The sequence below is a fragment of the Pseudonocardia adelaidensis genome (assembly GCF_039543345.1).
GTDB classification, from domain to species: domain Bacteria; phylum Actinomycetota; class Actinomycetes; order Mycobacteriales; family Pseudonocardiaceae; genus Pseudonocardia; species Pseudonocardia adelaidensis.
This window is the reverse complement of record NZ_BAABJO010000007.1, coordinates 157,428-178,948: the sequence shown is the minus strand read 5'-3', so window position 1 is coordinate 178,948 and position 21,521 is coordinate 157,428. Positions and strand designations below refer to the sequence as shown.

Below are 21,521 nucleotides of genomic sequence, written 5' to 3'. Positions count from 1 at the left end.
CTGATCAGGCGGCAGCCGCGAGGGTCTGGCGGATCTCGGTGACCGACTCCGTCGGCTGCTCGTGGAGCCCGTGCCAGGTGAAGCGGAGCAGGTCCCAGCCGCGCCGGTGATGTAGTTGCCCTTGCGGCGGTCGTTGCGAAAGCGGTCCGGATCGACGTGCCATGCCCAGCTGTCCACCTCGATGGCCAGTCGCTGGGTGGGGTAAGGCGAGGTCGAGCGTGTACGGGCCGAGCGGGTGGCCGAGCACCCAGCCGTCGATGCCGGCCTCGCGGAGCAGGCGAACGAGCAGCCGCTCCGCGGCGGAGTCGGCGCGGTCGGCGGCCGCGACGAGCAGGCGCCCGGCCGGGGAGGAGCCGGTGCGGCCCATATTGCGGCAGAAAATTGCGGTAGACGGCGGGGAATCGGACGTGCCTCTGCAGCGCACGGTCGAGGAAGGTGGAGCCGTCCGGCAGGGCGACGGCGGTCTCGAGGGCGGCGAAGGGTGGGGCCGCCGCCCGGATGCCCCGCGCGCGGGCCTCGGTGGGTTCGGTGACGTCGGAGCCGTAGAGGTCACGGCGGCGCAGCCGGATGCCGGGTCGAGGTCGTGGCTTGGTGTGGGCCGGCACGGTGAGGTCGATGACCGCGGGGGCCCGGTCGAGCATGTGGTGCCAGTAGGCAACCGGCGGCCCGGTGACGATGGCGGAGGCGCCGGCCCAGAGCCAGGCGGCGCGAATGCGGGCTTCGGGAGTGGAGCGGTGGCCGCCGACCAGGTGGATGCGTGGGTGCAGGCGGGTCCAGCGGCCTTCCCGGACGCGGCGCTGCACGGTGGCGGCTGACATGCCGGCGGCAACGGCCTGAGCGAGGGAGACCACACCCGCCTGCCGGGACACCAGCTGTTCGAAGCCCACGGCGAGCATGTTCCGGCACGGTGTGCCCTGCGCGTGGCCGATCCGCGGAACTCGCCGACTTTGATCGACGCATCCGGGACATGAGCTGCATCCCTGCAGCTCATGTCCCGATCCAACCGATCGAAGCGCACGAAGGAGAGCTCTGGCCCGCCTCTGGGTCGGTCCCGGCGGACGTCCGGCTGGTCCCGCCGGCCGGCCACACCGTGGGCCACACCGGCGTGGCCGTGCGCGACGGGGACGGCTGGCTGCTGCACGCGGGCGACGCGTACTTCCACCACGGCGAGATGCACCCGGACGCCCCCCGCTGCCCGCCGGGCCTGCGCTACATGCAGGCGCGGATGGAGACCGCGCGCGGGCTGCGGCTGGCCAACCAGGACCGGCTGCGCGAGCTGGTGCGCGAGCACGGTGACCGGATCACCGTGTTCAGCGCCCACGACGCCGCGGAGCTGCGGGCGACGCAGCGTCAGCGCGTCAGTTGAGCCGCAGCTGGAACCAGTGCTCGTCACGCAGGTCGTCCGGCCCAATGAGCAGCGCGTCCGGGAACACGCCGACCGGCGTCCAGCCGTCCGGCCCCACCTCGGCGACGAGGCGGGGCCCCAGCGTCACAGGTTCGGGAACCAGAGCTTGATCTCCCGGGCCGCGCTCTCCGGCGAGTCGGAGCCGTGCACGAGGTTGTACTGCGTCTCCAGGCCGAAGTCACCGCGGATCGTGCCGGGCGTGGCCTTCTCGACGGGGTCGGTGCCGCCTGCGAGCTGGCGGAACGCCGCGATGGCCCGCGGGCCCTCCACGACGGCGGCGAGCACCGGGCCGGAGGTGATGAACTCGAGCAGGTCGCCGAAGAACGGCTTGCCGTCGTGCTCGGCGTAGTGCTGCTCGGCGAGCTCGCGCTCGACGGAGCGCAGCTCGAGGGCGACGATGTCGAGCCCCTTGCGCTCGATGCGGGAGATGACCTCGCCGATCAGGCGGCGCTGCACGCTGTCGGGCTTGACGAGGACCAGGGTGCGTTCAGTCACGCCGACGAGGGTATCGGCGGGTCCGCTTCAGGGCTCACGCGCCTGCTGGCTCGGCAGCTCGCCACGGGCCATCTTGCCGGCGAGGTCGCGGCGCAGCAGCAGGATCCCGCCCCACACCAGCGCGAACACCACACCCATCACGCCGAGCGCCGGCACCAGCAGCCCGCAGGCGATCATCACGGCCTGCAGGCCGAGCGCGAGCCACAGCCCCCACGGCCGCCGTTGCAACCCCGCCGCGACCACCATCGCGACGGCGAGCGCGCAGATCACCGTGACCCCGAACGCCGTGGCCCCGTCGCCGAACTTCGACAGCACGAGCAGGGAGAGCGCCACGACGATCGCCTCGAGCGTGAGCGTGGCCGCGTACACGCCACGCAGGCCCTTCATCGGGTCGGGCGCGGTCATGCGGGCTCCTTGCCGAAGAGCGTGCGAACTTCGCCCGCGGTGACGACCGATCCGGTGACCACGACGCCGACCCCGGACTCGCCGCCCTCCTCGGCCAGCTCCCGCGCCTGGTCGACCGCCTCGCTGAGCACCGGCTCGACGCTCACGCGGGCGGAGCCGAACACCTCGACGGCGAGCGCACCCAGCTCGTCGGGGTCCATGGCCCGCGCCGACGAGTTGGCCGTGATCACGACCTCCTGCAGCACCGGCTCCAGCTCGGTGAGGATGCCGCGCACGTCCTTCTCCCGCATGACGCCGAGCACACCGACGAGGCGGGTGAAGCGGAACTCCGACACCAGCGCGGCGGCGAGTGCGCGGGCGCCGTGCGGGTTGTGGGCGGCGTCGGCGAGCACGGTGGGCACACCCGGCCCGGCGGCGAGCCGCTCCAGCCGCCCCGGCGAGAGCACGCCGGCGAACGCCGCCCGCACCACGTCGGCGTCGATGGGCTGCTGCGGCCCGGCGCCGACCAGCGCCTCGGCGGCGGCCAGCGCCAGTGCCGCGTTGTTCGCCTGGTGCTCGCCGTGCAGCGGCAGGAAGACGTCGTCGTACGTGCCGCCGAGCCCCTGGAGCACGAGGCGCTGCCCGCCGACGGCCAGCTCCCGCTCGCGCACGCCGAACTCGACACCCTCGCGCGCGACCTGCGCGTCGACCTCGACGCAGCGCTCCAGCAGCACGTCGGCCACCGCCTTCTCCTGGGCGGCGAGCACGGCGACGGCGCCGGGCTTGATGATGCCCGCCTTCTCCCGGGCGATGCCGAGGATGTCGGTGCCGAGGTACTCGGCGTGGTCGAGGCCGATCGGGGTGATCACCGCGACGGTGCCGTCGGCGACGTTGGTGGCGTCCCAGCGCCCGCCCAGCCCGACCTCGATCACGGCGGCCTCGACCGGCGCGTCGGCGAATGCGGAGAACGCCATCGCCGTGAGCACCTCGAACTTGGAGAGCGGAGTGCCCTCCTTCGCGTCCACCAGCTCCACGAACGGCTTGACGTCCCGGTAGACCTGCACGTACTTCTCGGGCGACACCGGCCGGTTGTCGATGTTGATCCGCTCGGTGGCCCGCTGCAGGTGCGGGCTCGTGTAGCGGCCGGTGCGCAGCCCCACCCCGCTGAGCAGGGCGTCCACCATGCGCGCGGTCGAGGTCTTGCCGTTCGTGCCGGTCAGGTGCACCACCGGGTAGCCGCGGTGCGGCTCGCCGAGCACGTCGACCAGTGTGGAGATCCGGTCGAGCGAGGGCTCCATCACCGTCTCCGGCCACCGCCGGTTGAGCTCCTGCTCGACCGCGAGGAACTCCGCGTAGCCGAGCGTGGACGACTGCGCGGGCACGACGTCCGGGGTGTCGCCGCCGCGGATGGCGTCGAGTACGTGCGACACCACCGCGTCCTCGGGCGACTCGATCTCGCCCTCGCCCTCGGGCCGCTCGTCGCGCTCGTCGCTCACGCGTCCTCCTCGCTGACGCTCGTCAGCCGCGTTCGCGGCACTGCTGTGTTGAGCACTGCTGTGTTGAATGGTGAGCTCGCAAGCTCGCTCACGCCCGCGAGTCTACGAGCCGGTACCGGGTGGAACCCGGGGCGGGCGTCGCGTCCCCAGCACTACCGTTGCCGCATGACGACGCCCCCTGGGGGATGGAAGCCTGCGGAGCCGGCGGGGCGGGTGAACACTGCCTCCCTGCCGGAGCGGCCCACGATCGACGGCCTCGAGCCGCGCTGGGCCCGCCGATGGGACGAGCTGGGCGTACACCGGTTCGACCGCACGCAGCCGCGGGAGGCGGTGTTCGCGATCGACACCCCGCCGCCGACGGTGAGCGGGTCGCTGCACGTCGGGCACGTGTTCTCCTACACCCACACCGACGTCGTCGCGCGCTACCGGCGGATGCGCGGGCGGGCGGTGTTCTACCCGATGGGCTGGGACGACAACGGCCTGCCCACCGAGCGGCGGGTGCAGAACCACTTCGGCGTCCGCTGCGACCCGGCGCTCCCCTACGACCCCGCGTTCGTACCCCCGGAGAAGCCGGGCGAACGCCAGGTCCCGGTGTCGCGCCGGAACTTCATCGCCCTCTGCGAGCGCCTCACCGAGGCCGACGAGGTCGCGTTCGAGGAGCTCTGGCGGCGCCTCGGGCTGTCGGTCGACTGGTCGATGACCTACCGCACGATCGGCACCCGGGCGCGGGTGGCGGCGCAGCGGGCCTTCCTGCGCAACCTCGCCCGCGGCGAGGCCTACCTGGCGGAGGCCCCGACGCTGTGGGACGTCACGTTCCGCACGGCCGTCGCCCAGGCGGAGCTGGAGGACCGGGAGCGGCCGGCCGCGTTCCACCGCCTGCTGTTCACCCGCGCCGACGGCTCCGACCTTGAGATCGCCACCACCCGGCCGGAGCTGCTGCCCGCGTGCGTCGCGCTGGTCGCCCACCCCGACGACGAGCGGTACCGCGACCTCGTCGGCACCTCCGTCCGCACGCCCGTGTTCGGCGCCGAGGTGCCGGTGCACGCCCATCGCGGCGCCGACCCGGAGAAGGGCACCGGCATCGCGATGGTCTGCACGTTCGGGGACACCACCGACGTGCTGTGGTGGCGCGAGCTGCAGCTCCCCACCCGCACCGTCGTCGGCCACGACGGCCGGTTCCTCCCCGAGCCCCCTGCCGGCGTCGACGGCGCGGCGTACGCCCAGCTCGCCGGGGCCACCGTGCACGCCGCGCGGGAACGGGTGGTCGCGATGCTGCGGGAGGCGGGGCGGCTGGTCGGCGAGCCGGAGCGGATCACGCACGCCGTCAAGTTCTACGAGAAGGGCGACCGACCGCTCGAGATCGTCACCACCCGGCAGTGGTACGTGCGCAACGGCGGGCGCGACGCCGACCTGCGCACGGCCCTGCTGGAGCGCGGCCGCGACCTCACCTGGCACCCCGCGCACATGCGCGCCCGCTACGAGAACTGGGTCGAGGGCCTGAACGGTGACTGGCTGGTGAGCCGCCAGCGCTTCTTCGGCGTGCCGTTCCCGGTCTGGTACCCGCTGGACGAGCACGGCGAGCCGGAGTACGACCGCCCGATCGCCGCGGACGAGGCGGCGCTGCCGGTCGACCCGAGCACCGACGCCCCGCCCGGGTACACCGAGGCGCAGCGCGGTGTGCCGGGCGGGTTCGCCGGCGACCCGGACATCATGGACACCTGGGCCACTTCGTCGCTCACCCCGCAGATCGCGGGTGGCTGGTGCGCCGACGACGACCTGTTCCAGCGGGTCTTCCCCTTCGACCTGCGGCCGCAGGCCCACGACATCATCCGCACCTGGCTGTTCTCCACGGTGCTGCGCGCCCACAGCGAGCAGGGCACGCTGCCGTGGCGGCACGTCGCGATCTCCGGCTGGATCCTCGACCCGGACCGCAAGAAGATGTCGAAGTCGAAGGGCAACGTCGTCACGCCGATGGCGCTGCTGGAGCAGTACGGCTCGGACGCCGTGCGGTACTGGGCGGCCGGTGCCCGCCCCGGCACCGACACCGCCTTCGACCCGGGCCAGATGAAGATCGGCCGCCGGCTGGCGATCAAGGTGCTCAACGCGAGCCGGTTCGCGCTGTCCACCGGGGCCGCTCCCGGCGACGTGACGGCACCGCTGGACCGCGCCCTGATCGCGGAGCTGGCCGACACCGTCGAGGCGGCCACCGCCGCGCTGGAGGACTTCGACCACGCCCGCGCCCTCGAGGTCACGGAGCGGTTCTTCTGGCACTTCTGCGACGACTACCTGGAGCTGGTCAAGGCCCGCGCCTACGGCGAGCACGGGGACGCCGCCGCCGCCTCGGCCCGGGCGGGGCTGGCCACGGCCCTCTCGGTGCTGCTGCGCCTCTTCGCGCCGGTGCTGCCGTTCGTCACGGAGGAGGTCTGGTCGTGGTGGCAGGAGGGCTCCGTCCACGTCGCGCCGTGGCCCGACGCCGCCGAGCTCCGCGCCCGGGGAGGCGACCCGGAAGTCCTCACCGCCGCCACCGACGTCCTCACGGCGGTGCGGCGCGCCAAGTCGGAGGCGAAGGTCTCCATGCGGGCCGACGTCAGCCGAACGGTGGTGACCGGCCCCAGCGCCGTCCTGGCGAGGCTGGCCGCAGCCGAAAGGGACGTGCGAGCGGCCGGTCGCATCCAGGAACTGGTGCTGGAGGAGGGCGCGAGGTGGGTGGAGGTCCTCCTCCCCGACCGCGTCGTGGAGCCATGACGCGCCGAACGACCGATGAGTGCGGCGCCTTCCCACAGTCATAGGTGTGTGGGCGAGAAGCGACTTGTGTCGGCGGTCGATGCGCTGCTCGACGAACTGGTCGGCTCGGGGGCGGAGGTCGGGCTGCAGGTCGCCGTCATCCGGCACGGCCGCACCGTCGTCGACGCCGTACGCGGGGTGGCCGACCCGCGCACCGCGGCGCCGGTCGAGCCGGACACCCTGTTCTGGGCCGGCTCCACCGCGAAGGGCGTGGCATCGACGGTGGCGCACGTCCTCATCGACCGGGGTGTGCTCACCAACGACATGCGCCTCGTCGACGTGTGGCCGGAGTTCGGGGCACACGGCAAGGACCACGTGACCCTGCGTCACGTGCTGATGCACACCGCGGGCGTGCCGGGTCTCCCGCCCGGCACGAGCGCCGCCGACCTGTGCGACTGGGACCGCATGTGCGCGGTCGTCGCCGACGCGACGCCGTGGTGGGAGCCCGGAACCCGGTTCGGCTACCACGCGAAGACGTTCGGGTTCCTCGTCGGCGAGACCCTGCGCCGGGCGACCGGCGACCCGATCTCGACCCTGCTGCGCACCCACGTCACGGGCCCGCTCGGCGTCGCCGACGAGGTCCACTTCGGCGTCCCCCGGCCCCTGCTGCCGCGGGTCGCCCGGCAGGTCGGTTCGAGCCCGGCGCGGCCCGAGCCCGGCTCACCGCTCGACCGGGCGATGCCGCCCGGCGTCGTCCCGCACGCCGACTACGCCAATCGCCCCGACCTGCTCACCAGCGACGTCCCCGCCGAAGGCACCATGAGCGCCCGCGGTGTCGCGCGCATCTACTCCGCGCTCCTGGAGCACCTCGTGTCGCCCGCCCGCCGGACGGAGATGGCCACGATCGCGTTCACGGGGATGGACGAGGTCATGGGTTTCCCGACGTCCTGGGCGTTCGGCTACAGCCACTTCCGCCCGACCGGCCGCGGCCGGCCCGGCTCGACGTTCGGCATGGTCGGGTCGAACGGCTCCGCCGCCTTCGCCGACATCGACTCGGGCGTCGCCGTCGCGGTGATGCGCAACCGCTTCGGCGATCTCACCACGGCGGCCCGGATCGACGAGCTGATCACCGAAGAACTCGCAGGAGAGGAAGATCGATGACTGCACCGACGACATCGCTCGACGGCCGGTTCAGCGACCCGGCCGCCACGCCCACCCCGTGGGACGACGCCGTGCGGGTCCTCGAGACCGCGGAGCTGTTCTGGGTCACCACGGTCCGGGCGGACGGGCGACCCCACGTCACCCCGCTCGTCGCGGTCTGGCTGGACGGCGCCGTCCACTTCTGCACCGGTGACTCCGAGCAGAAGGCCCTGAACCTCCGCACCAACCCGCACGTGGTCCTCACGACCGGCAGCAACACGTGGGACCACGGGCTCGACGTGGTGGTCGAGGGCGACGCCGTCCAGGTCACGGACGACGGCACGCTGAAGCGGCTCGCCGACGCCTGGCGCACGAAGTGGGACGGCCGCTGGCAGTTCCAGGCGCGCGACGGGGCGTTCCACCACGAGGACGGCGGCGCGGCGCTGGTGTACGCCGTGGCGCCCACGAAGGTCCTCTCCTTCGGCAAGGGCACGTTCTCCCACACCCGCCACCGGTTCTGACCGGTCATAGGCGCGCGCGGCGCCACCGGAGGCGGCCTGGCGGCCACTTCGCACACCCAGTGGGGACTTCACACAGGGCCGGCCTTGTGCGAAGTCGGTGCTGGGTGTGCGAAGTCCACCGACGGATCGGCCTAGGCCTCCGGGAGGGCCGCCAGCCGTGCCGTCACCCGCTCGATCTCGGCCACCGCGGCCTCGCGGCGGGTGCGGATGCCCTCGACGACGTCGGCCGGGGCCTTCTCCAGGAACTTCGGGTTGGCCAGCTTCTTCTCCGCCTGGTCGAGCTCCTTCCGGGCGGCGGCGAGGTCGCGGCCCAGGCGGGCGCGCTCGGCGGCCACGTCGATGGCGCCCGAGGTGTCGATCTCGACGTGGACCTTGCCGCCGGACAGCAGGACGTCCAGGGTGGCGGTGGGGGCGAAGCCGTCGCCCGCGTCGTCCAGGCGGGCAAGTGACCGCAGCGCAGCGGCGGCGCCGCCCGGACCGGGCTCGCCGAGCCCCGCGGCGGCCAGGCCCTCGACCCTGGCCGCGACGCGGCGGCTGTCGGGCAGGCCCTGCTCGGTGCGGAACCGGCGCACCTCGGTGACCAGCTTCTGCACGTCGGCCAGCCGGCCGTTCGCGGCCGCGTCGGTCGGCACGCCCACGTTCGTCGGCCACGGCGCGACCACCACCGACTCGCGGCCGGTCAGCGCCGTCCAGAGCGCCTCGGTGACGAACGGGCTGATCGGGTGCAGCAGCCGCAGCAGGGCGTCCAGCACGTGGCCGAGCACGGCACGGGTGCCGTCGGCCGTGGCCTCGTCGCGCAGCTGCACCTTGGCGAGCTCGAGGTACCAGTCGCACAGCTCGTCCCACGTGAAGTGGTAGAGCCCCTCGGTGGCCTTGGCGAACTGGAAGTCCTCCAGCAGCGCGTCGGTCTGCTCCACCACCTCGGCGAGCCTGCCGAGGATCCAGCGGTCGGCGTCGGTGCGGTCGGCCTCCGCGGGAAGCGGGAGGTCGGGCGAGGCGCCGTTGGTCAGCGCGAGCCGGGTGGCGTTCCACAGCTTGGTGCCGAAGTTGCGCGAGCCCGCGACCCACTCCTCCGACAGCGCCATGTCGGCGCCCGGGTTGGAGCCGCGGGCGATCGTGAAGCGCAGGGCGTCGGCGCCGTAGCGGTCGATGAGGTCCAGCGGGTCGATCGTGTTGCCCTTGGACTTCGACATCTTCTTGCCGTGCTGGTCGCGGATCAGCCCGTGCAGGAACACGTGCTCGAACGGCGGCTTCCCGTCCATCGCGTACAGCCCGAACATCATCATCCGGACGACCCAGAAGAACAGGATGTCGTAGCCGGTGACCAGCACGGACGTCGGGTAGTAGCGCGCGAGGTCGGGTGTGGAGTCCGGCCAGCCGAGCGTGGAGATCGGCCACAGGCCCGAGGAGAACCAGGTGTCGAGGACGTCCTCGTCCTGGCGCCAGCCCTCGCCGGTGGGCGGCTGCTCGTCCGGCCCGACGCAGATGACCTCGCCTTCGGGTGAGTACCAGACCGGGATGCGGTGGCCCCACCACAGCTGCCGGCTGATCGTCCAGTCGTGCATGTTGTCGACCCAGTCGAAGAAGCGCTTCTCCAGCTCCTTCGGGTGGATCGTGGTGCGCCCGTCGCGGACCGCGTCGCCCGCGGCCTTCGCCAGTGGCTCGACCCGGACGAACCACTGCAGCGACAGCCGGGGCTCCACCACGGTGTCGCACCGGCTGCAGTGCCCGACCGCGTGCACGTACGGGCGCTTCTCCGCGACGATCCGGCCCTGCGCGCGCAGCTCCTCGCGGACGGCCTCGCGGGCGGCGAACCGGTCCATCCCGTCGAACCGGGTGCCCGAGCCGCTGATCACCGCGGCCTCGTTCATGATCGAGGGCATCGGCAGGTCGTGGCGGCGGCCGATCTCGAAGTCGTTGGGGTCGTGCGCGGGCGTGACCTTCACGGCGCCGGTGCCGAACGCCGGGTCGACGTGCTCGTCGGCCACCACCGGGATCTTCCGGCCGACGATCGGCAGCTCGATCTCGCGGCCGACGAGGTGGGCGTAGCGCTCGTCGTCGGGGTGCACGGCCACACCGGTGTCGCCGAGCATCGTCTCGACGCGGGTGGTGGCCACGACGACGGAGTCCTCGCCGTCCCCATAGCGGATGGAGACGAGCTCGCCCTCGTCCTCGTGGTGGTCGACCTCGATGTCCGACAGCGCGGTGTGGCACCGCGGGCACCAGTTGATGATCCGCTCGGCGCGGTAGATGAGATCGTCGTCGAAGAGCCGCTTGAACACCGTCTGGACGGCGCGCGAGAGCCCCTCGTCGAGGGTGAACCGCTCGCGGGTCCAGTCGACGCCGTCGCCGAGGCGGCGCATCTGGCCGAGGATCGCCCCGCCGGACTCGGCCTTCCACGACCAGACCTCGTCGACGAACGCCTCCCGGCCCAGGTCGTGGCGGCTGCGCCCCTCGCTGGCGAGCCTGCGCTCGACGACGTTCTGGGTGGCGATGCCCGCGTGGTCCATGCCGGGCAGCCACAGCGCGTCGTAGCCCTGCATCCGGCGGCGCCGGGTGAGGATGTCGATGAGCGTGTGGTCCATCGCGTGGCCGAGGTGCAGGCTGCCCGTGACGTTCGGCGGCGGGATGACGATGCAGAACGGCGGCCGGTCCGACGTGTTGTCGGCCTCGAAGTACCCGCGCTCCACCCACCGCTCGTAGAGCACGCCCTCTACCTCGCCCGGGTTCCACTGGGCGGGCAGGTCGGCGGTGCGTGGTGGGAGGGTGTCGGTCACCTGATGAATTCTACGAGCGACCGACGGTGCGCCCGTGACGGGTCGCGAGCCCGAGCGGGAACCGGGTGGTCGCGCTAGCGTGCTGCGAATGTCGGTCATGCGGACGATCCCGGTCGAACACGTCCTGGAGCGGGGCAGGAGCGAGCACCTCAAGCGGATGCTCCGCGGGCGCGACCTCGTCGGGTTCGGCGTCGGCATCATCATCGGGACCGGCATCTTCACCCTGGCCGGGGTCGAGGCCAAGGACCACGCGGGGCCCGCGGTCACGCTGTCGTTCATCATCGGCGCGGTCGTCGCCGCACTGGCCGCGCTCTGCTACGCCGAGCTGGCGTCGTCGGTGCCGACGGCGGGCTCCGCCTACACGTACGCCTTCGCCACGCTCGGCGAGCTGTTCGCCTGGATCATCGGCTGGGACCTGCTACTGGAGTTCGGGCTCGGGCTGGCCGTGGTCTCCCGGAGCTGGTCGAGCTACCTGGCGAACCTGTTCGGGCTGCCGCAGGTGCTGTTCGGCGAGACGGCGCCGGTCAACATCGGGGCCGTCATGATCATCGGCGTGCTCACGGTGGTGGCCGTGATCGGCATCCGCGAGTCCTCCCGGCTCACCAACGTGCTGGTGCTGATCAAGCTCGCGGTGTGCGTGCTGATCATCGCGGTCGGGGTGTTCTTCATCGACGCCGCGAACCTCACCCCGTTCGTCCCGCCCGCGACGCCCGTGCCCGAGGGCGGCTCGGTGCTCGAGCAGCCGGTCGTGGAGGGCGTGTTCGGGCTGCCGGCCACGGCGTACGGCATCGGCGGGATGCTCACCGCGGCCGCGGTGGTGTTCTTCGCCTACACCGGCTTCGAGGCGCTGGCCAACCTGGGCGAGGAGACCCGGCGCCCGGAACGCGACATGACGATCGGCCTGCTCGGCGCCCTGAGCGTGTGCGCGGTGCTCTACATCCTGGTCTCGTTCGTGCTGACGGCGATGGTGCCCTACGACCAGATCGACCCCGGCGCCCCGCTCGCGGGCGCGTTCAACGCGGTCGGCCTCCCCTGGGTCGGAGCGCTGATCTCGCTGGGCGCAGTCACGGGGCTGACCTCGGTGATGATGGTCGAGCTGGTCACGATCGGCCGGATCGGCTTCGCGATGGGCCGCGACGGGCTCCTGCCGGCACCGATCGGCACGGCCCACCCCCGGTTCGGCACGCCGCACCGGATGACGATCATCGGCGCCGTCGTGATCGCCGTCATCGCGGCCACCACCCCGATCTCCGAGCTGGCGGACATGGTCTCCATCGGGGCGCTGAGCGCGATGATCATCGTCGCGGTCGCGGTGCCCGTGCTGCGCCGCACCCGGCCGGAGCTCGAGCGCCCGTTCCGGGTGCCGCTGTCGCCGGTCGTACCCGTGCTCGCCGCGCTGGCCTGCTTCTACCTGATGCTGAACCTCGACCTGCTCAGCTGGGTGCGGTTCGCGGTCTGGCTGGTCATCGGCCTGGTGATCTACCTGGCGTACGGCAGGCGGCACTCGCTCCTCAACTAGCCGGGCCGCACAGCGACGACCAGATGTCTTTCGCGCCGATCAGGCAACAGCCCGCCCGGGCAACGCTCCTAGCTGGGCAACAGCACTGCCTGCAGCCGGTCGAAGCCCAGCACGGGCGCGAGCCTGCGCTCCCGCACCAGCCGCACGTCCAGCGCGCGGACCTCACCGCTCGCCGGCTCGTACACCCGCCACCGGCCGTCGCCCTGCACGCCGAGGGCCAGCACGTAGTGCCGCGGCACCAGCGCCCCCACCAGTAGCGGCACCGGCCTGCCCGCGGCGAGCGCCGCGCGCACCTGCGCCAGCGCGTCGTCGAGGTCGGCGGCGGACCGGTCGTCGACCAGCCGCACGTGGTAAGGACCCGCGGCGGGCGCGTACCGGCGCAGCCAGCGGGCCATCCCCCACGGCGTCGTGCCCAGCGCCCGGGGCCAGAACCGCGTGGACTGCCGGTGCACCTCCCGCTGCCGGGCGTCGTAGCGCGCGCCGAACCCGATCGCGACGCCCGCCCGCGCCCCGACGGCCGCCCCCGACCCGGTGGCCGCGGTGGCCGGCTCGGCACCGTCGAGACGCGCCGTCTCCGCCGGGTCGGCCCACGCCGCGAGCGCGACGAGCACCGCGCTGCCGCACGTGGTGCCGTCGACCTGGTCGAGCCGCACGCCGCCACGCCGTTGCTCGCCGAGGCGGTCGGAGAGCAACGGGTGCCGGCCGCCGGCCAGCGGCCGCACCCGCGCCACCGGTTCAGGAGGCGGACGACGCCGCGCCGCGCGCCCGACCCGGGAGCCGGCCCACCGCGCCATCCCGACCACGGTCCGCATGCCCCGATCCTCCCCCGTGGGCACCGCCGTCCGCCATGGTCACGCGCTCGCTCAGGCCTCCGGCGCCGTCGACCAGAGCTCCTCGCCGTCCTGCCCGCGCAGCGTGCCGTCCGGGGCGACCTCGACCTCGCCGCGGGCGGCGTGCGGAGCATCCCGGTGACCGGCTCGCTCGCGACCCGGCCGTCGAGGTCCTCGGCCGTGACGCGGTGGTGCACCGTGCGTTCGCGCCCGAGCACCCGCGCCTTTCCGGTGAAGTCGGTGTCCGGGGTGAGGACCGGGCCCTCGACGCGCCGGACGTGCTCGAAGCCGGGGTCGTCCGACACCTCCACGATCACCCGGGAGGGGCGGTCCGCCCGCGCCCACACGAGCCCGGACCCGCGGACCACGTCCCCGGACCGGACGCCGTGGGTGAGCACTGGCCGGTCCGACCGGAGGAGTCCCGGGGCGGCGAGCGCGCCGACGGCGGCGGCGGCGCGGAGCAGGGTGCGGCGGTCGATCCGAAGGGAGCGCATGCCCGTGGTGTAGTCCACCCGGGTGGACGCAATGCGGTCCCCTGATGAACGGCGCCGTGGCCCTACAGTGCGACCGTGTCCGAGCTGACGCCCGAGATCCGGGCCTTCCTCTCCACCGGTACGCGCACCGGCAAGCTGGGCTACGTCGCCAAGGACGGCCGCCCGCTGGTGGCACCGGTCTGGTTCGTCCTCGACGGCGACGAGCTCGTCTTCACCACCGGGGCCACCACGCCCAAGGCGCGGGCGATCGCCCGCGACCCGCGGGTGGCGCTCTGCGTCGACGTCGCCGAACCGCCGTACGCGTTCGTGCAGGTGCAGGGCACCGCCACGGTCTCCGACGACCCGGACGAGCTGGTGCGGACCGCCACCGCGATCGGCGGTCGCTACATGGGCGCCGACCAGGCGGAGGAGTTCGGGAGGCGCAACGGCGTGCCGGGTGAGCTGGTGGTGCGCCTGCGACCGACGCGCATCGTGGCCGACCTCGACGTGACCGGCTGACGCCTCCGCACCGCGACCCGCGCGCACTCATAACGCGACCGGCGGGGGCAGCATCCCGGCTCCCACGAGTCGGGGTCCGGGTGCACGCGGGTCGTGGTCAGGCGCGCCGGGACTGGTCGTTCGCCGCGGTGCCCCGCTCGGCATCGGCGGCCCAGCCGTCGGCGAGCGCACTGATCTTCCGTGCGTAGTCGCGCGCGGCGACGGCCGGGTCGTCGGCGCGACCGGCCGCCACGCCGACGAGGAAGGCGGTGACCGGCGCCCCTGGGCGGGAGACGCCGTGGGCCACGTCGGAGGTCAGGTCCAGGACCATGTCGACGACGCCCTCGCGGTCGAGCGCACCCTCGATCCCCAGCTCCCGCACCACGGCGGTGACCCACTCGGACAAGGCGCGTGCATCGCTGCTGTCAGCCACCCCGCGACCCTAACCCGGGCTCACCCGCCGAACAGCGCGGGGATCTTGATCACCAGCTGGTAGAGGCCGTACAGGAAGGGGATCACGACCCAGGCCCAGGCCAGCCACGCGACGGGCGGCGGGCCGGTACGGGCCCCGGTGGTGTCGGGCTGCGTGCTCATGCCGCCTTCGCTCCCGTCGTTCCGATGGCCTGCTCCCCGACCGGCTCGTGGTAGCGCTCGTTCACCGGCCGGATGAGCTCGTTGCAGATGAAGCCGATCACCAGCAGCCCGATCATGATCGAGAACGCCGGTGTGTAGACGGCCGGGCCCTTGTGACCGGTCGCCTGCTGCGCGTCGGCGATGGCGTTCACGATGATCGGCCCGAGCACTCCGGCCGTGGACCACGCGGTGAGCAGCCGGCCGTGGATCGCGCCCACCTGGTAGGTGCCGAAGAGGTCACGCAGGTACGCGGGCACCGTCGCGAAGCCGCCGCCGTAGAAGGACAGGATCAGCATCGACGCGATGAGGAACAGCACCTGGTTCGCGTTGCCCATCAGCGTGATGAGCAGGTACAGCAGGGCCCCGACGCCGAGGTAGACGCGGTAGATGTTCTTGCGCCCGATGTAGTCGGAGGTCGAGGACCAGATGAACCGGCCGAGCATGTTCGCGAGCGACAGGATCGCGACGAAGCCCGCCGCCGCCGCGGCCACCTGCGTGCCCGCGTCGGGGAAGTAGTCCTGGAAGATCGGCGAGGCGCGCTCGAGGATGCCGATGCCTGCCGTGACGTTGAAGGTCAGCACGATCCACAGCAGCCAGAACTGCGGGGTGCGGATCGCGTTCTTCGCCGACACGTTCGCCGTGGTGATGAGTGTGCCGGTCTTGGCGGCGGCCGGGTGCCAGCCCGCGGGCGCCCAGCCGTCCGGGGGCACCCGCACGAGGATCCAGCCCACCGACATGAACACCGCGTAGACGATCCCGTGGACGAGGAAGGCCAGCGCGATGCCGCTCGCCCGGGCGTTGTCGCCGGTGGCCCCGAAGGCGGACAGCATCGACGCCGACCAGGGGGACGCGATCAGCGCACCGCCACCGAAGCCCATGATCGCAAGGCCGGTGGCCATCCCCGGCCGGTCCGGGAACCACTTGATCAATGTGGACACCGGCGAGATGTAGCCGATGCCGAGCCCGATCCCGCCGATCAGGCCGTACCCGACGATGACCAGCCAGTACTGGCCGATCCAGACGCCGAAGGCCGAGACGAGGAAGCCGACCGAGAAGCAGACGGTGGCGATGAACATCGCCCAGCGCGGCCCGTTGCGATCCACCGCCGTGCCGAACACGGCGGCCGACACCCCCAGCATCACGATGCCCAGGGTGAACGGGAGCGCGGTCAGGGTGCCCGCGGCCGGGTTGCCCTCGAGCATCGTGGCCGCGAGGGGGTTCTTGAACACGCTCCAGGCGTACGCCTGCCCGATCGCGAGGTGGATGGACAGCGCAGCGGGTGGGATCAGCCACCTGCTCCAGCCGGGCGGCGCGACGATGCGCTCGCGTTGCAGGAAACCGACGGCCATGACAGCTCCCTCGCCACCTCGCAGAACAGGATCGCGTGACCGTAGATCACGGTAGATGCGCGTGCAACTTCCTGCGCCGACCGGTCGACGAACGGCGGACGAACAGCACGAAACGCAACGACGCCGGCCCGCATGGCGCGGACCGGCGTCGTTTCGGGAGTTGCTCGGTGGGTCAGGCGGACCGTTCGCGGCGCTCCCGGCGAGCCGGGGTGCGGGGCACGATCGTGGGGTTGACGTTGCTGCGCACCGTCTGACCGGTGACGACGACCTTCGCCACGTCGTCGCGGCTCGGGATGTCGTACATGCAGGGCAACAGCACCTCCTCCATGATCGCTCGGAGCCCGCGGGCGCCGGTGCCGCGCAGGATGGCCTGGTCGGCCACCGCCTCGAGGGCGTCCTCGGTGAACTCCAGTTCCACGCCGTCCATCTCGAACAGCTTGCGGTACTGCTTCACCAGTGCGTTGCGCGGCTCGGTGAGGATCTTGACGAGGGCTTCCTTGTCGAGCGAGGTGACCGAGGCGACGATCGGCAGCCTGCCGATGAACTCGGGGATCAGGCCGAACTTGATGAGATCCTCCGGGAGGGTCTCCGTGAAGCTCTCGGCCGGATCGATGTCCCGCTTCGAGCGGATCTCGGCGCCGAAGCCGAGACCGCGCTTGCCCACCCGGTCGCCGATGATCTTCTCGAGGCCTGCGAACGCGCCCGCCACGATGAACAGCACGTTGGTGGTGTCGATCTGGATGAACTCCTGGTGGGGGTGCTTGCGCCCGCCCTGCGGCGGCACGCTCGCGGTGGTGCCCTCCAGGATCTTCAGCAGCGCCTGCTGCACGCCCTCACCGGAGACGTCGCGCGTGATCGACGGGTTCTCCGACTTGCGGGCGATCTTGTCGACCTCGTCGATGTAGATGATGCCGGTCTCGGCCCGCTTGACGTCGTAATCGGCGGCCTGGATCAGCTTGAGCAGGATGTTCTCGACGTCCTCGCCCACGTATCCCGCCTCGGTGAGCGCCGTGGCGTCGGCGATCGCGAACGGTACGTTGAGCAGCTTGGCCAGCGTCTGCGCGAGGTAGGTCTTGCCGCAGCCGGTGGGACCGAGCATGAGGATGTTGGACTTGGCGATCTCGATACCGTCGCCACTGTCGCCGCCACCGCGGCGTTCGCCGGCCTGGATGCGCTTGTAGTGGTTGTAGACCGCCACCGACAACGTGCGCTTCGTCTGGGCCTGCCCGACGACGTACTGGTCGAGGAACTCGTGGATCTCGGCCGGCTTGGGCAGCTCGTCGAGCTTGACCTCACCCGCTTCGGCCAGCTCCTCCTCGATGATCTCGTTGCAGAGATCGATGCACTCGTCGCAGATGTAGACCCCAGGACCGGCGATCAGTTTCTTGACCTGCTTCTGGCTCTTCCCGCAGAACGAGCACTTGAGCAGGTCACCGCCGTCGCCGATGCGTGCCATGAGTGCAGACCCCAAATCCTTCTCTGCGCTGCCCCGGCGGGTCCGGGAGGCGCGCTCTCTGGACGGTACCCGTCCGACCCGGTCCCCGGGGAGCTTCGCGCACCGGAGATTCGGCGACGGGTCGGCGGACGGTCGGCGCCGGCGGAGAAAGCCGACGCCGACTGCGCGCCTCGTGAAGTTGTCAGACCGCGGAGAGCTTGCGGCTCTGGATGATCTCGTCGACGATCCCGTACTCCTTGGCCTCCTCGGCCGTGAGGATCCGGTCCCGCTCGATGTCCTCGTGCACCTGCTCGGGGGTGCGGTGGGTGTGGTGGGCCAGCGTGGTCTCCAGCAGCTTGCGCATGCGGGAGATCTCGGCGGCCTGGATCTCCAGGTCCGACACCTGGCCGTAGAAGCCCTCGGTGGCGGGCTGGTGGATCAGCACGCGTGCGTTCTGCACGGCGAGGCGGCGCCCCGGCGTGCCGGCCGCGAGCAGCACCGCCGCCGCGGACGCGGCCTGCCCGAGGCAGACCGTCTGGATGTCCGGGCGGATGAACTGCATCGTGTCGTAGATCGCCATCAGCGACGTGAACGACCCGCCCGGCGAGTTGATGTACATGCTGATCTCGCGGTCCGGGTCGGCCGACTCGAGGCACAGCAGCTGCGCCATCACGTCGTTGGCCGACGCGTCGTCGATCTGCACCCCGAGGAAGATGATGCGCTCCTCGAAGAGCTTGTTGTACGGGTTGGACTCCTTGACCCCGTAGCTCGTGCGCTCGACGAAGGACGGCAGCACGTACCGGGACTGCGCCGGCTCCGGAGCACGGCCCCCCGGCATCCACATCTGACTCATCGGGCGCTCCCGTTCTGGTTCGCGTCGGGAATCTGGCTGGCGCGGGAGATCACGTGGTCGACGAAGCCGTACTCGAGCGCCTCCTGCGCGGAGAACCACCGGTCGCGGTCGAAGTCGGCGATGATCCGCTCGACCGTCTGCCCGGTGTGCTCGGCGATGAGCTCTGCCATCTCCCGCTTGTGGCGCTTGAACAGCTCCGCCTGGATGGAGATGTCGGACTCGGTGCCGCCGACGCCCGCCGACGGCTGGTGCATCAGGATCTGGCAGTGCGGCAACGCGTACCGCTTGCCGGGCGTGCCCGCCGAGAGCAGGAACTGGCCCATGGAGGCGGCCATGCCCATCCCGTAGGTGGCGACGTCGCACGGGATGAACTGCATCGTGTCGAAGATCGCCATGCCGTCCGGCACTGAGCCGCCCGGCGAGTTGATGTACAGGGAGATGTCGGCATCCGCGTCCTCCGCCGCGAGCAGCAGCATCTGCGCCGCGATGCGGTTGGAGATCTCGGAGTCGACCTGCTGGCCGAGCACGATGATGCGCTGCTGCAGCAACCGCTCGTACACCGAGTCGGACAGCGTCATCGACGTGGGAGCACCACCCCGCCGCATCGCCGGTCCGACGAGTCGGTCCGCCGTACGCGGGCCGATTTCCACTGGCCTCACTTCACCCCTGCCTTCTGCTGGTTCGGCTCGCGTGTCCATCGATTGCGACCCTACGCGGACGAACCTCTCATCCGCCGCGTCTGGCCAGGTTGTTCGCTGTGGGCGTGCCGCGCCTCAGGAGGAGGCCGGCGCCTTCTCCTCGGTGGCGGCCGGAGCGTCGTCGCCCGCCTCGCTGGCCTCGGCGCCCGCCTCGGCAGCCGCGTCCTCCGGCTCGTCGTCGCCCAGGAGCTCGGACATGTCGACCTCGCTGCCCGACGCGTCGGTGACGGTGGCCGCGCGCACGGCGGCGATGAGCGCCTTGCTGCGGCGCACGTCGGAGTAGACCGCGCCCAGCTGACCGGCCTCCTGGATGCGCCGCACGAACTCCTCGGGCTGCATCTGGTACTGCTGCGCCTGGAAGACGATGCGCTCCGTGAGCTCCTGGTCGCTCACGGTGGTCTGCTCGCGGTCGGCGAGCGCGTCGAGCACGAGCCGCGTGCGCACGGACTTCTCCGCCGCCTCCTTGGTCTCGGTGTCGAACTGCTCGCGCGTCTGCCCCTGCGCGACGAGGAACTCCTCGAACCGCGCCTCGTCGTGCTCGAAGGGGTGCACGGCGTCGTGCAGGGCGGAGTCGACCTCGGCCTGCACCACGCTCTCCGGCAGCGGCACCTCGGTGGCGTCGACGATGGCGTCGAGCACCTTGTCCCGGGCCTGCGTGACCTGCTCCATCTTCCGGACGCGGCCGAGCCGCTCGCGCAGGTCGGCGGTGAGCTCGTCGAGCGTGTCGAACTCGCTCGCGAGCTGGGCGAACTCGTCGTCGGCCGCGGGGAGCTCGCGCTCCTTCACGGCCGTGACCTTGACCGTGACCTCGGCGTCCTTGTCGGCGAACTCGCCGGCAACCAGCCTGGAGGTGAACGTGGCCTCCTCACCCGCGGAGAGGCCCTCGATGGCCTCGTCGATGCCGTCGATGAGGCCGCCCTGACCCACCTGGTACGAGAAACCGGTGGTGGTGGCGTCCTCGACGGGCTCGCCGTCGACGGTGGCCGACAGGTCGATGAGGACGAAGTCGTCCTTGGCCGCCGGGCGTTCGACGCCGGTGAGGGTGCCGAAGCGGGCGCGCAGGTTGTCCAGCTGCTCCTGGACGTCGTCGTCGGTGACCTCGACGTCGTCGACCGACACGGCGAGGGAGCCGAGGTCGGGCAGGTCGATCTGCGGGCGGACGTCGACCTCGGCCTTGAACGTGAGCTTGTCACCGTCGGCGATCTCGGTGACCTCGATGTCGGGGCGCCCGATCGGGGTGACGTCCTCGGCGGTGGTGACCGCCTCGCTGTACTTGGCGGGGACCGCCCCGTTGACGACCTCCTCGAGCACGACGCCGCGCCCGAGGCGCGCCTCGATGATGCGGGCAGGAACCTTGCCCGGGCGGAAGCCGGGCACCCTGACCTGCTGCGCGATCTTCTTGTAGGCCCGGTCGAAGTCCGGCTTCAGCTCGTCGAAGGGCACCTCGACGTTGATGCGGACTCGCGTCGGGCTCAGCCGCTCGACGGTGCTCTTCACGGTGGGACTACTCCTCGTTGTACTGGGATGTGCGCGGACCGCAAGCGACACGGGTCCGCTGGCCACGGACACCCGCGGGCGTCCGACGGGTCGTCCTCGCGAGTCTACGGGTCCGGCCGCTCGCTTCCCGGGCGGGCGGCGGGTAAGCGGCGGGTAAGAGGCCACGGTGCCGAACCAGCCACGTCGACGCTCCCGCGCGGCCCGGCTCGCGGCGAGGCGCGGAGACCTGGCCGCCACGATCGCGGCGCCGGCGAGTGCGGCGGCTACCAGCACCACCGCGAAACCGGTCGGTGGACGGCGAACTGGACACCGGCCGCGGCCAGGAACATCACGAACGCCGCCGCGCCCGCGACGGTCCGGTCCGTCGTCGCCAGCAGCTCGACGAGCACCGAGGGCCCCAACGACAGCACGAACGAGGTCGCCGTGATTCCGGGCGCGAACACGGCGATCCCGAGCAGCACCGCGGCGCGACCCGCGGGGTGGACCGCGGGCACCCGGACCCACGCGCGGGCCGCGCCGGAGCGGTCCGGGGGCAGCCGCATCCGGACCACCACCACCAGCGCGGACGCCAGCAGGACGATCTCGACGACGAAGATCGTCACCGTGGGACCGGGAAGGGCCTCGGACAGCACGCCGGCCAGCAACGGGCCCGTCCCGGCACCGAGGACCATCGCCGAGGACAACGCCAGCGCGGCCAGCCGCTCCAGCCCGGTGCCTGCGAGGTCGGTGACCGCGGCCATCCCCGCCGACACCGTCGCCCCACCGCGATCCCGGCGAGGAACCGGGCGAGCGCG

At 72.1% G+C, this 21,521-nt stretch carries 21 protein-coding genes and 2 pseudogenes; 6 read left to right on the top strand and 17 right to left on the bottom strand.

What is annotated here, in order from left to right:
* Nucleotides 1–4 precede the first annotated feature (4 nt).
* Complete coding sequence (locus tag ABEA81_RS11445; protein WP_345604936.1) at nt 5–367, bottom strand: hypothetical protein; 363 nt, start codon at nt 365–367, stop codon at nt 5–7.
* A gap of 403 nt (nt 368–770) precedes the next feature.
* Nucleotides 771–896 (bottom strand): annotated as a pseudogene (locus ABEA81_RS42615) (type IV toxin-antitoxin system AbiEi family antitoxin domain-containing protein); the annotation flags it as partial.
* Between the two features lie 215 nt (nt 897–1,111).
* On the opposite strand from ABEA81_RS42615, the gene ABEA81_RS42610 reads away from it, so the two are divergent.
* Nucleotides 1,112–1,366, top strand: coding sequence for an MBL fold metallo-hydrolase (locus ABEA81_RS42610; RefSeq protein WP_425570508.1), 255 nt, complete (start codon nt 1,112–1,114; stop codon nt 1,364–1,366).
* Here ABEA81_RS42610 and ABEA81_RS11435 read toward each other — a convergent pair.
* Genes ABEA81_RS11435 through ABEA81_RS11420 form a run of 4 tightly spaced genes read right to left on the bottom strand, consistent with a single transcriptional unit; the run spans nt 1,359 to nt 3,780 of the window.
* Nucleotides 1,359–1,493, bottom strand: coding sequence for a hypothetical protein (locus tag ABEA81_RS11435; RefSeq protein WP_345604934.1), 135 nt, complete (start codon nt 1,491–1,493; stop codon nt 1,359–1,361). The genes ABEA81_RS42610 and ABEA81_RS11435 overlap by 8 nt on opposite strands.
* The gene (ndk, locus tag ABEA81_RS11430) at nt 1,490–1,900 is read right to left on the bottom strand and encodes a nucleoside-diphosphate kinase (protein ID WP_345604933.1); all 411 of its coding nucleotides are present in this window, start codon (nt 1,898–1,900) and stop codon (nt 1,490–1,492) included. Before ndk ends, ABEA81_RS11435 begins: the two co-directional genes overlap by 4 nt.
* Nucleotides 1,901–1,927: 27 nt before the next feature.
* Nucleotides 1,928–2,305 (bottom strand): DUF4233 domain-containing protein, encoded by a 378-nt coding sequence (locus tag ABEA81_RS11425; protein WP_345604932.1) that lies wholly within the window; start codon nt 2,303–2,305, stop codon nt 1,928–1,930.
* Nucleotides 2,302–3,780 carry a bifunctional folylpolyglutamate synthase/dihydrofolate synthase gene (locus ABEA81_RS11420; protein WP_425570507.1) on the bottom strand — a complete coding sequence of 493 codons (1,479 nt, stop codon included), beginning with the start codon at nt 3,778–3,780 and terminating at the stop codon, nt 2,302–2,304. Before ABEA81_RS11420 ends, ABEA81_RS11425 begins: the two co-directional genes overlap by 4 nt.
* A gap of 165 nt (nt 3,781–3,945) precedes the next feature.
* Between ABEA81_RS11420 and valS the strand changes: the two genes are divergently transcribed.
* The 3 genes from valS to ABEA81_RS11405 all read left to right on the top strand — a co-directional run bounded on the left by valS (nt 3,946) and on the right by ABEA81_RS11405 (nt 8,165).
* Nucleotides 3,946–6,525, top strand: a complete 2,580-nt coding sequence (gene valS / locus ABEA81_RS11415; protein WP_345604931.1) for a valine--tRNA ligase — start codon at nt 3,946–3,948, stop codon at nt 6,523–6,525.
* 66 nt (nt 6,526–6,591) lie between these two features.
* The gene (locus tag ABEA81_RS11410) at nt 6,592–7,665 is read left to right on the top strand and encodes a serine hydrolase domain-containing protein (RefSeq protein WP_345604930.1); all 1,074 of its coding nucleotides are present in this window, start codon (nt 6,592–6,594) and stop codon (nt 7,663–7,665) included.
* Nucleotides 7,662–8,165, top strand: coding sequence for a pyridoxamine 5'-phosphate oxidase family protein (locus ABEA81_RS11405; protein ID WP_345604929.1), 504 nt, complete (start codon nt 7,662–7,664; stop codon nt 8,163–8,165). Before ABEA81_RS11410 ends, ABEA81_RS11405 begins: the two co-directional genes overlap by 4 nt.
* A 131-nt stretch (nt 8,166–8,296) precedes the next feature.
* Here ABEA81_RS11405 and ABEA81_RS11400 read toward each other — a convergent pair whose 3' ends face one another.
* Nucleotides 8,297–10,942 carry a valine--tRNA ligase gene (locus tag ABEA81_RS11400; RefSeq protein ID WP_345604928.1) on the bottom strand — a complete coding sequence of 882 codons (2,646 nt, stop codon included), beginning with the start codon at nt 10,940–10,942 and terminating at the stop codon, nt 8,297–8,299.
* 88 nt (nt 10,943–11,030) lie between these two features.
* On the opposite strand from ABEA81_RS11400, the gene ABEA81_RS11395 reads away from it, so the two are divergent.
* Complete coding sequence (locus tag ABEA81_RS11395; RefSeq protein WP_345604927.1) at nt 11,031–12,461, top strand: amino acid permease; 1,431 nt, start codon at nt 11,031–11,033, stop codon at nt 12,459–12,461.
* Between the two features lie 68 nt (nt 12,462–12,529).
* Here the strand turns inward: ABEA81_RS11395 and ABEA81_RS11390 are convergent, their stop codons facing one another.
* Both ABEA81_RS11390 and ABEA81_RS11385 read right to left on the bottom strand, forming a co-directional pair.
* Nucleotides 12,530–13,273, bottom strand: a complete 744-nt coding sequence (locus ABEA81_RS11390; RefSeq protein WP_345604926.1) for a hypothetical protein — start codon at nt 13,271–13,273, stop codon at nt 12,530–12,532.
* Between the two features lie 152 nt (nt 13,274–13,425).
* Nucleotides 13,426–13,785: pseudogene (locus ABEA81_RS11385) on the bottom strand (PhoD-like phosphatase N-terminal domain-containing protein); the annotation flags it as partial.
* A 75-nt stretch (nt 13,786–13,860) separates the two neighbouring features.
* On the opposite strand from ABEA81_RS11385, the gene ABEA81_RS11380 reads away from it, so the two are divergent.
* Nucleotides 13,861–14,283: a PPOX class F420-dependent oxidoreductase gene (locus ABEA81_RS11380; protein WP_345604925.1), complete on the top strand. Its 423-nt coding sequence runs from the start codon at nt 13,861–13,863 to the stop codon at nt 14,281–14,283.
* Between the two features lie 97 nt (nt 14,284–14,380).
* On the opposite strand, the gene ABEA81_RS11375 is transcribed toward ABEA81_RS11380, so the two are convergent.
* The 8 genes from ABEA81_RS11375 to ABEA81_RS11340 all read right to left on the bottom strand — a co-directional run bounded on the left by ABEA81_RS11375 (nt 14,381) and on the right by ABEA81_RS11340 (nt 21,467).
* Nucleotides 14,381–14,695 (bottom strand): DUF6457 domain-containing protein, encoded by a 315-nt coding sequence (locus tag ABEA81_RS11375; RefSeq protein WP_345604924.1) that lies wholly within the window; start codon nt 14,693–14,695, stop codon nt 14,381–14,383.
* A gap of 20 nt (nt 14,696–14,715) precedes the next feature.
* Nucleotides 14,716–14,856, bottom strand: coding sequence for an MFS transporter small subunit (locus tag ABEA81_RS11370; RefSeq protein ID WP_345604923.1), 141 nt, complete (start codon nt 14,854–14,856; stop codon nt 14,716–14,718).
* Nucleotides 14,853–16,244 (bottom strand): OFA family MFS transporter, encoded by a 1,392-nt coding sequence (locus ABEA81_RS11365; protein WP_345604922.1) that lies wholly within the window; start codon nt 16,242–16,244, stop codon nt 14,853–14,855. Before ABEA81_RS11365 ends, ABEA81_RS11370 begins: the two co-directional genes overlap by 4 nt.
* 172 nt (nt 16,245–16,416) lie before the next feature.
* On the bottom strand, nt 16,417–17,700 hold the full coding sequence (clpX, locus tag ABEA81_RS11360; protein WP_345604921.1) for an ATP-dependent Clp protease ATP-binding subunit ClpX: 1,284 nt from the start codon (nt 17,698–17,700) through the stop codon (nt 16,417–16,419).
* A gap of 181 nt (nt 17,701–17,881) precedes the next feature.
* On the bottom strand, nt 17,882–18,532 hold the full coding sequence (locus ABEA81_RS11355; protein WP_345604920.1) for an ATP-dependent Clp protease proteolytic subunit: 651 nt from the start codon (nt 18,530–18,532) through the stop codon (nt 17,882–17,884).
* Nucleotides 18,529–19,137 carry a ClpP family protease gene (locus tag ABEA81_RS11350; protein WP_345604919.1) on the bottom strand — a complete coding sequence of 203 codons (609 nt, stop codon included), beginning with the start codon at nt 19,135–19,137 and terminating at the stop codon, nt 18,529–18,531. Before ABEA81_RS11350 ends, ABEA81_RS11355 begins: the two co-directional genes overlap by 4 nt.
* 168 nt (nt 19,138–19,305) lie before the next feature.
* A complete protein-coding gene (gene tig / locus ABEA81_RS11345) occupies nt 19,306–20,727 on the bottom strand; it encodes a trigger factor (protein ID WP_345604918.1) in 1,422 nt (473 codons plus the stop codon).
* Between the two features lie 263 nt (nt 20,728–20,990).
* Nucleotides 20,991–21,467: a hypothetical protein gene (locus tag ABEA81_RS11340; RefSeq protein WP_345604917.1), complete on the bottom strand. Its 477-nt coding sequence runs from the start codon at nt 21,465–21,467 to the stop codon at nt 20,991–20,993.
* Nucleotides 21,468–21,521: the final 54 nt, after the last annotated feature.

Excerpts from the sequence above, each read along its gene's own strand:
- ABEA81_RS11445 (WP_345604936.1), bottom strand. The coding sequence starts at position 367 with ATGGGCCGCACCGGCTCCTCCCCGGCCGGGCGCCTGCTCGTCGCGGCC.
- ABEA81_RS11425 (WP_345604932.1), bottom strand. The coding sequence starts at position 2,305 with ATGACCGCGCCCGACCCGATGAAGGGCCTGCGTGGCGTGTACGCGGCC.
- valS (WP_345604931.1), top strand. The coding sequence starts at position 3,946 with ATGACGACGCCCCCTGGGGGATGGAAGCCTGCGGAGCCGGCGGGGCGG.
- ABEA81_RS11405 (WP_345604929.1), top strand. The coding sequence starts at position 7,662 with ATGACTGCACCGACGACATCGCTCGACGGCCGGTTCAGCGACCCGGCC.
- ABEA81_RS11395 (WP_345604927.1), top strand. The coding sequence starts at position 11,031 with ATGTCGGTCATGCGGACGATCCCGGTCGAACACGTCCTGGAGCGGGGC.
- ABEA81_RS11390 (WP_345604926.1), bottom strand. The coding sequence starts at position 13,273 with ATGCGGACCGTGGTCGGGATGGCGCGGTGGGCCGGCTCCCGGGTCGGG.
- ABEA81_RS11370 (WP_345604923.1), bottom strand. The coding sequence starts at position 14,856 with ATGAGCACGCAGCCCGACACCACCGGGGCCCGTACCGGCCCGCCGCCC.
- ABEA81_RS11365 (WP_345604922.1), bottom strand. The coding sequence starts at position 16,244 with ATGGCCGTCGGTTTCCTGCAACGCGAGCGCATCGTCGCGCCGCCCGGC.
- clpX (WP_345604921.1), bottom strand. The coding sequence starts at position 17,700 with ATGGCACGCATCGGCGACGGCGGTGACCTGCTCAAGTGCTCGTTCTGC.
- ABEA81_RS11355 (WP_345604920.1), bottom strand. The coding sequence starts at position 18,532 with ATGAGTCAGATGTGGATGCCGGGGGGCCGTGCTCCGGAGCCGGCGCAG.
- ABEA81_RS11350 (WP_345604919.1), bottom strand. The coding sequence starts at position 19,137 with ATGCGGCGGGGTGGTGCTCCCACGTCGATGACGCTGTCCGACTCGGTG.
- ABEA81_RS11340 (WP_345604917.1), bottom strand. The coding sequence starts at position 21,467 with ATGGCCGCGGTCACCGACCTCGCAGGCACCGGGCTGGAGCGGCTGGCC.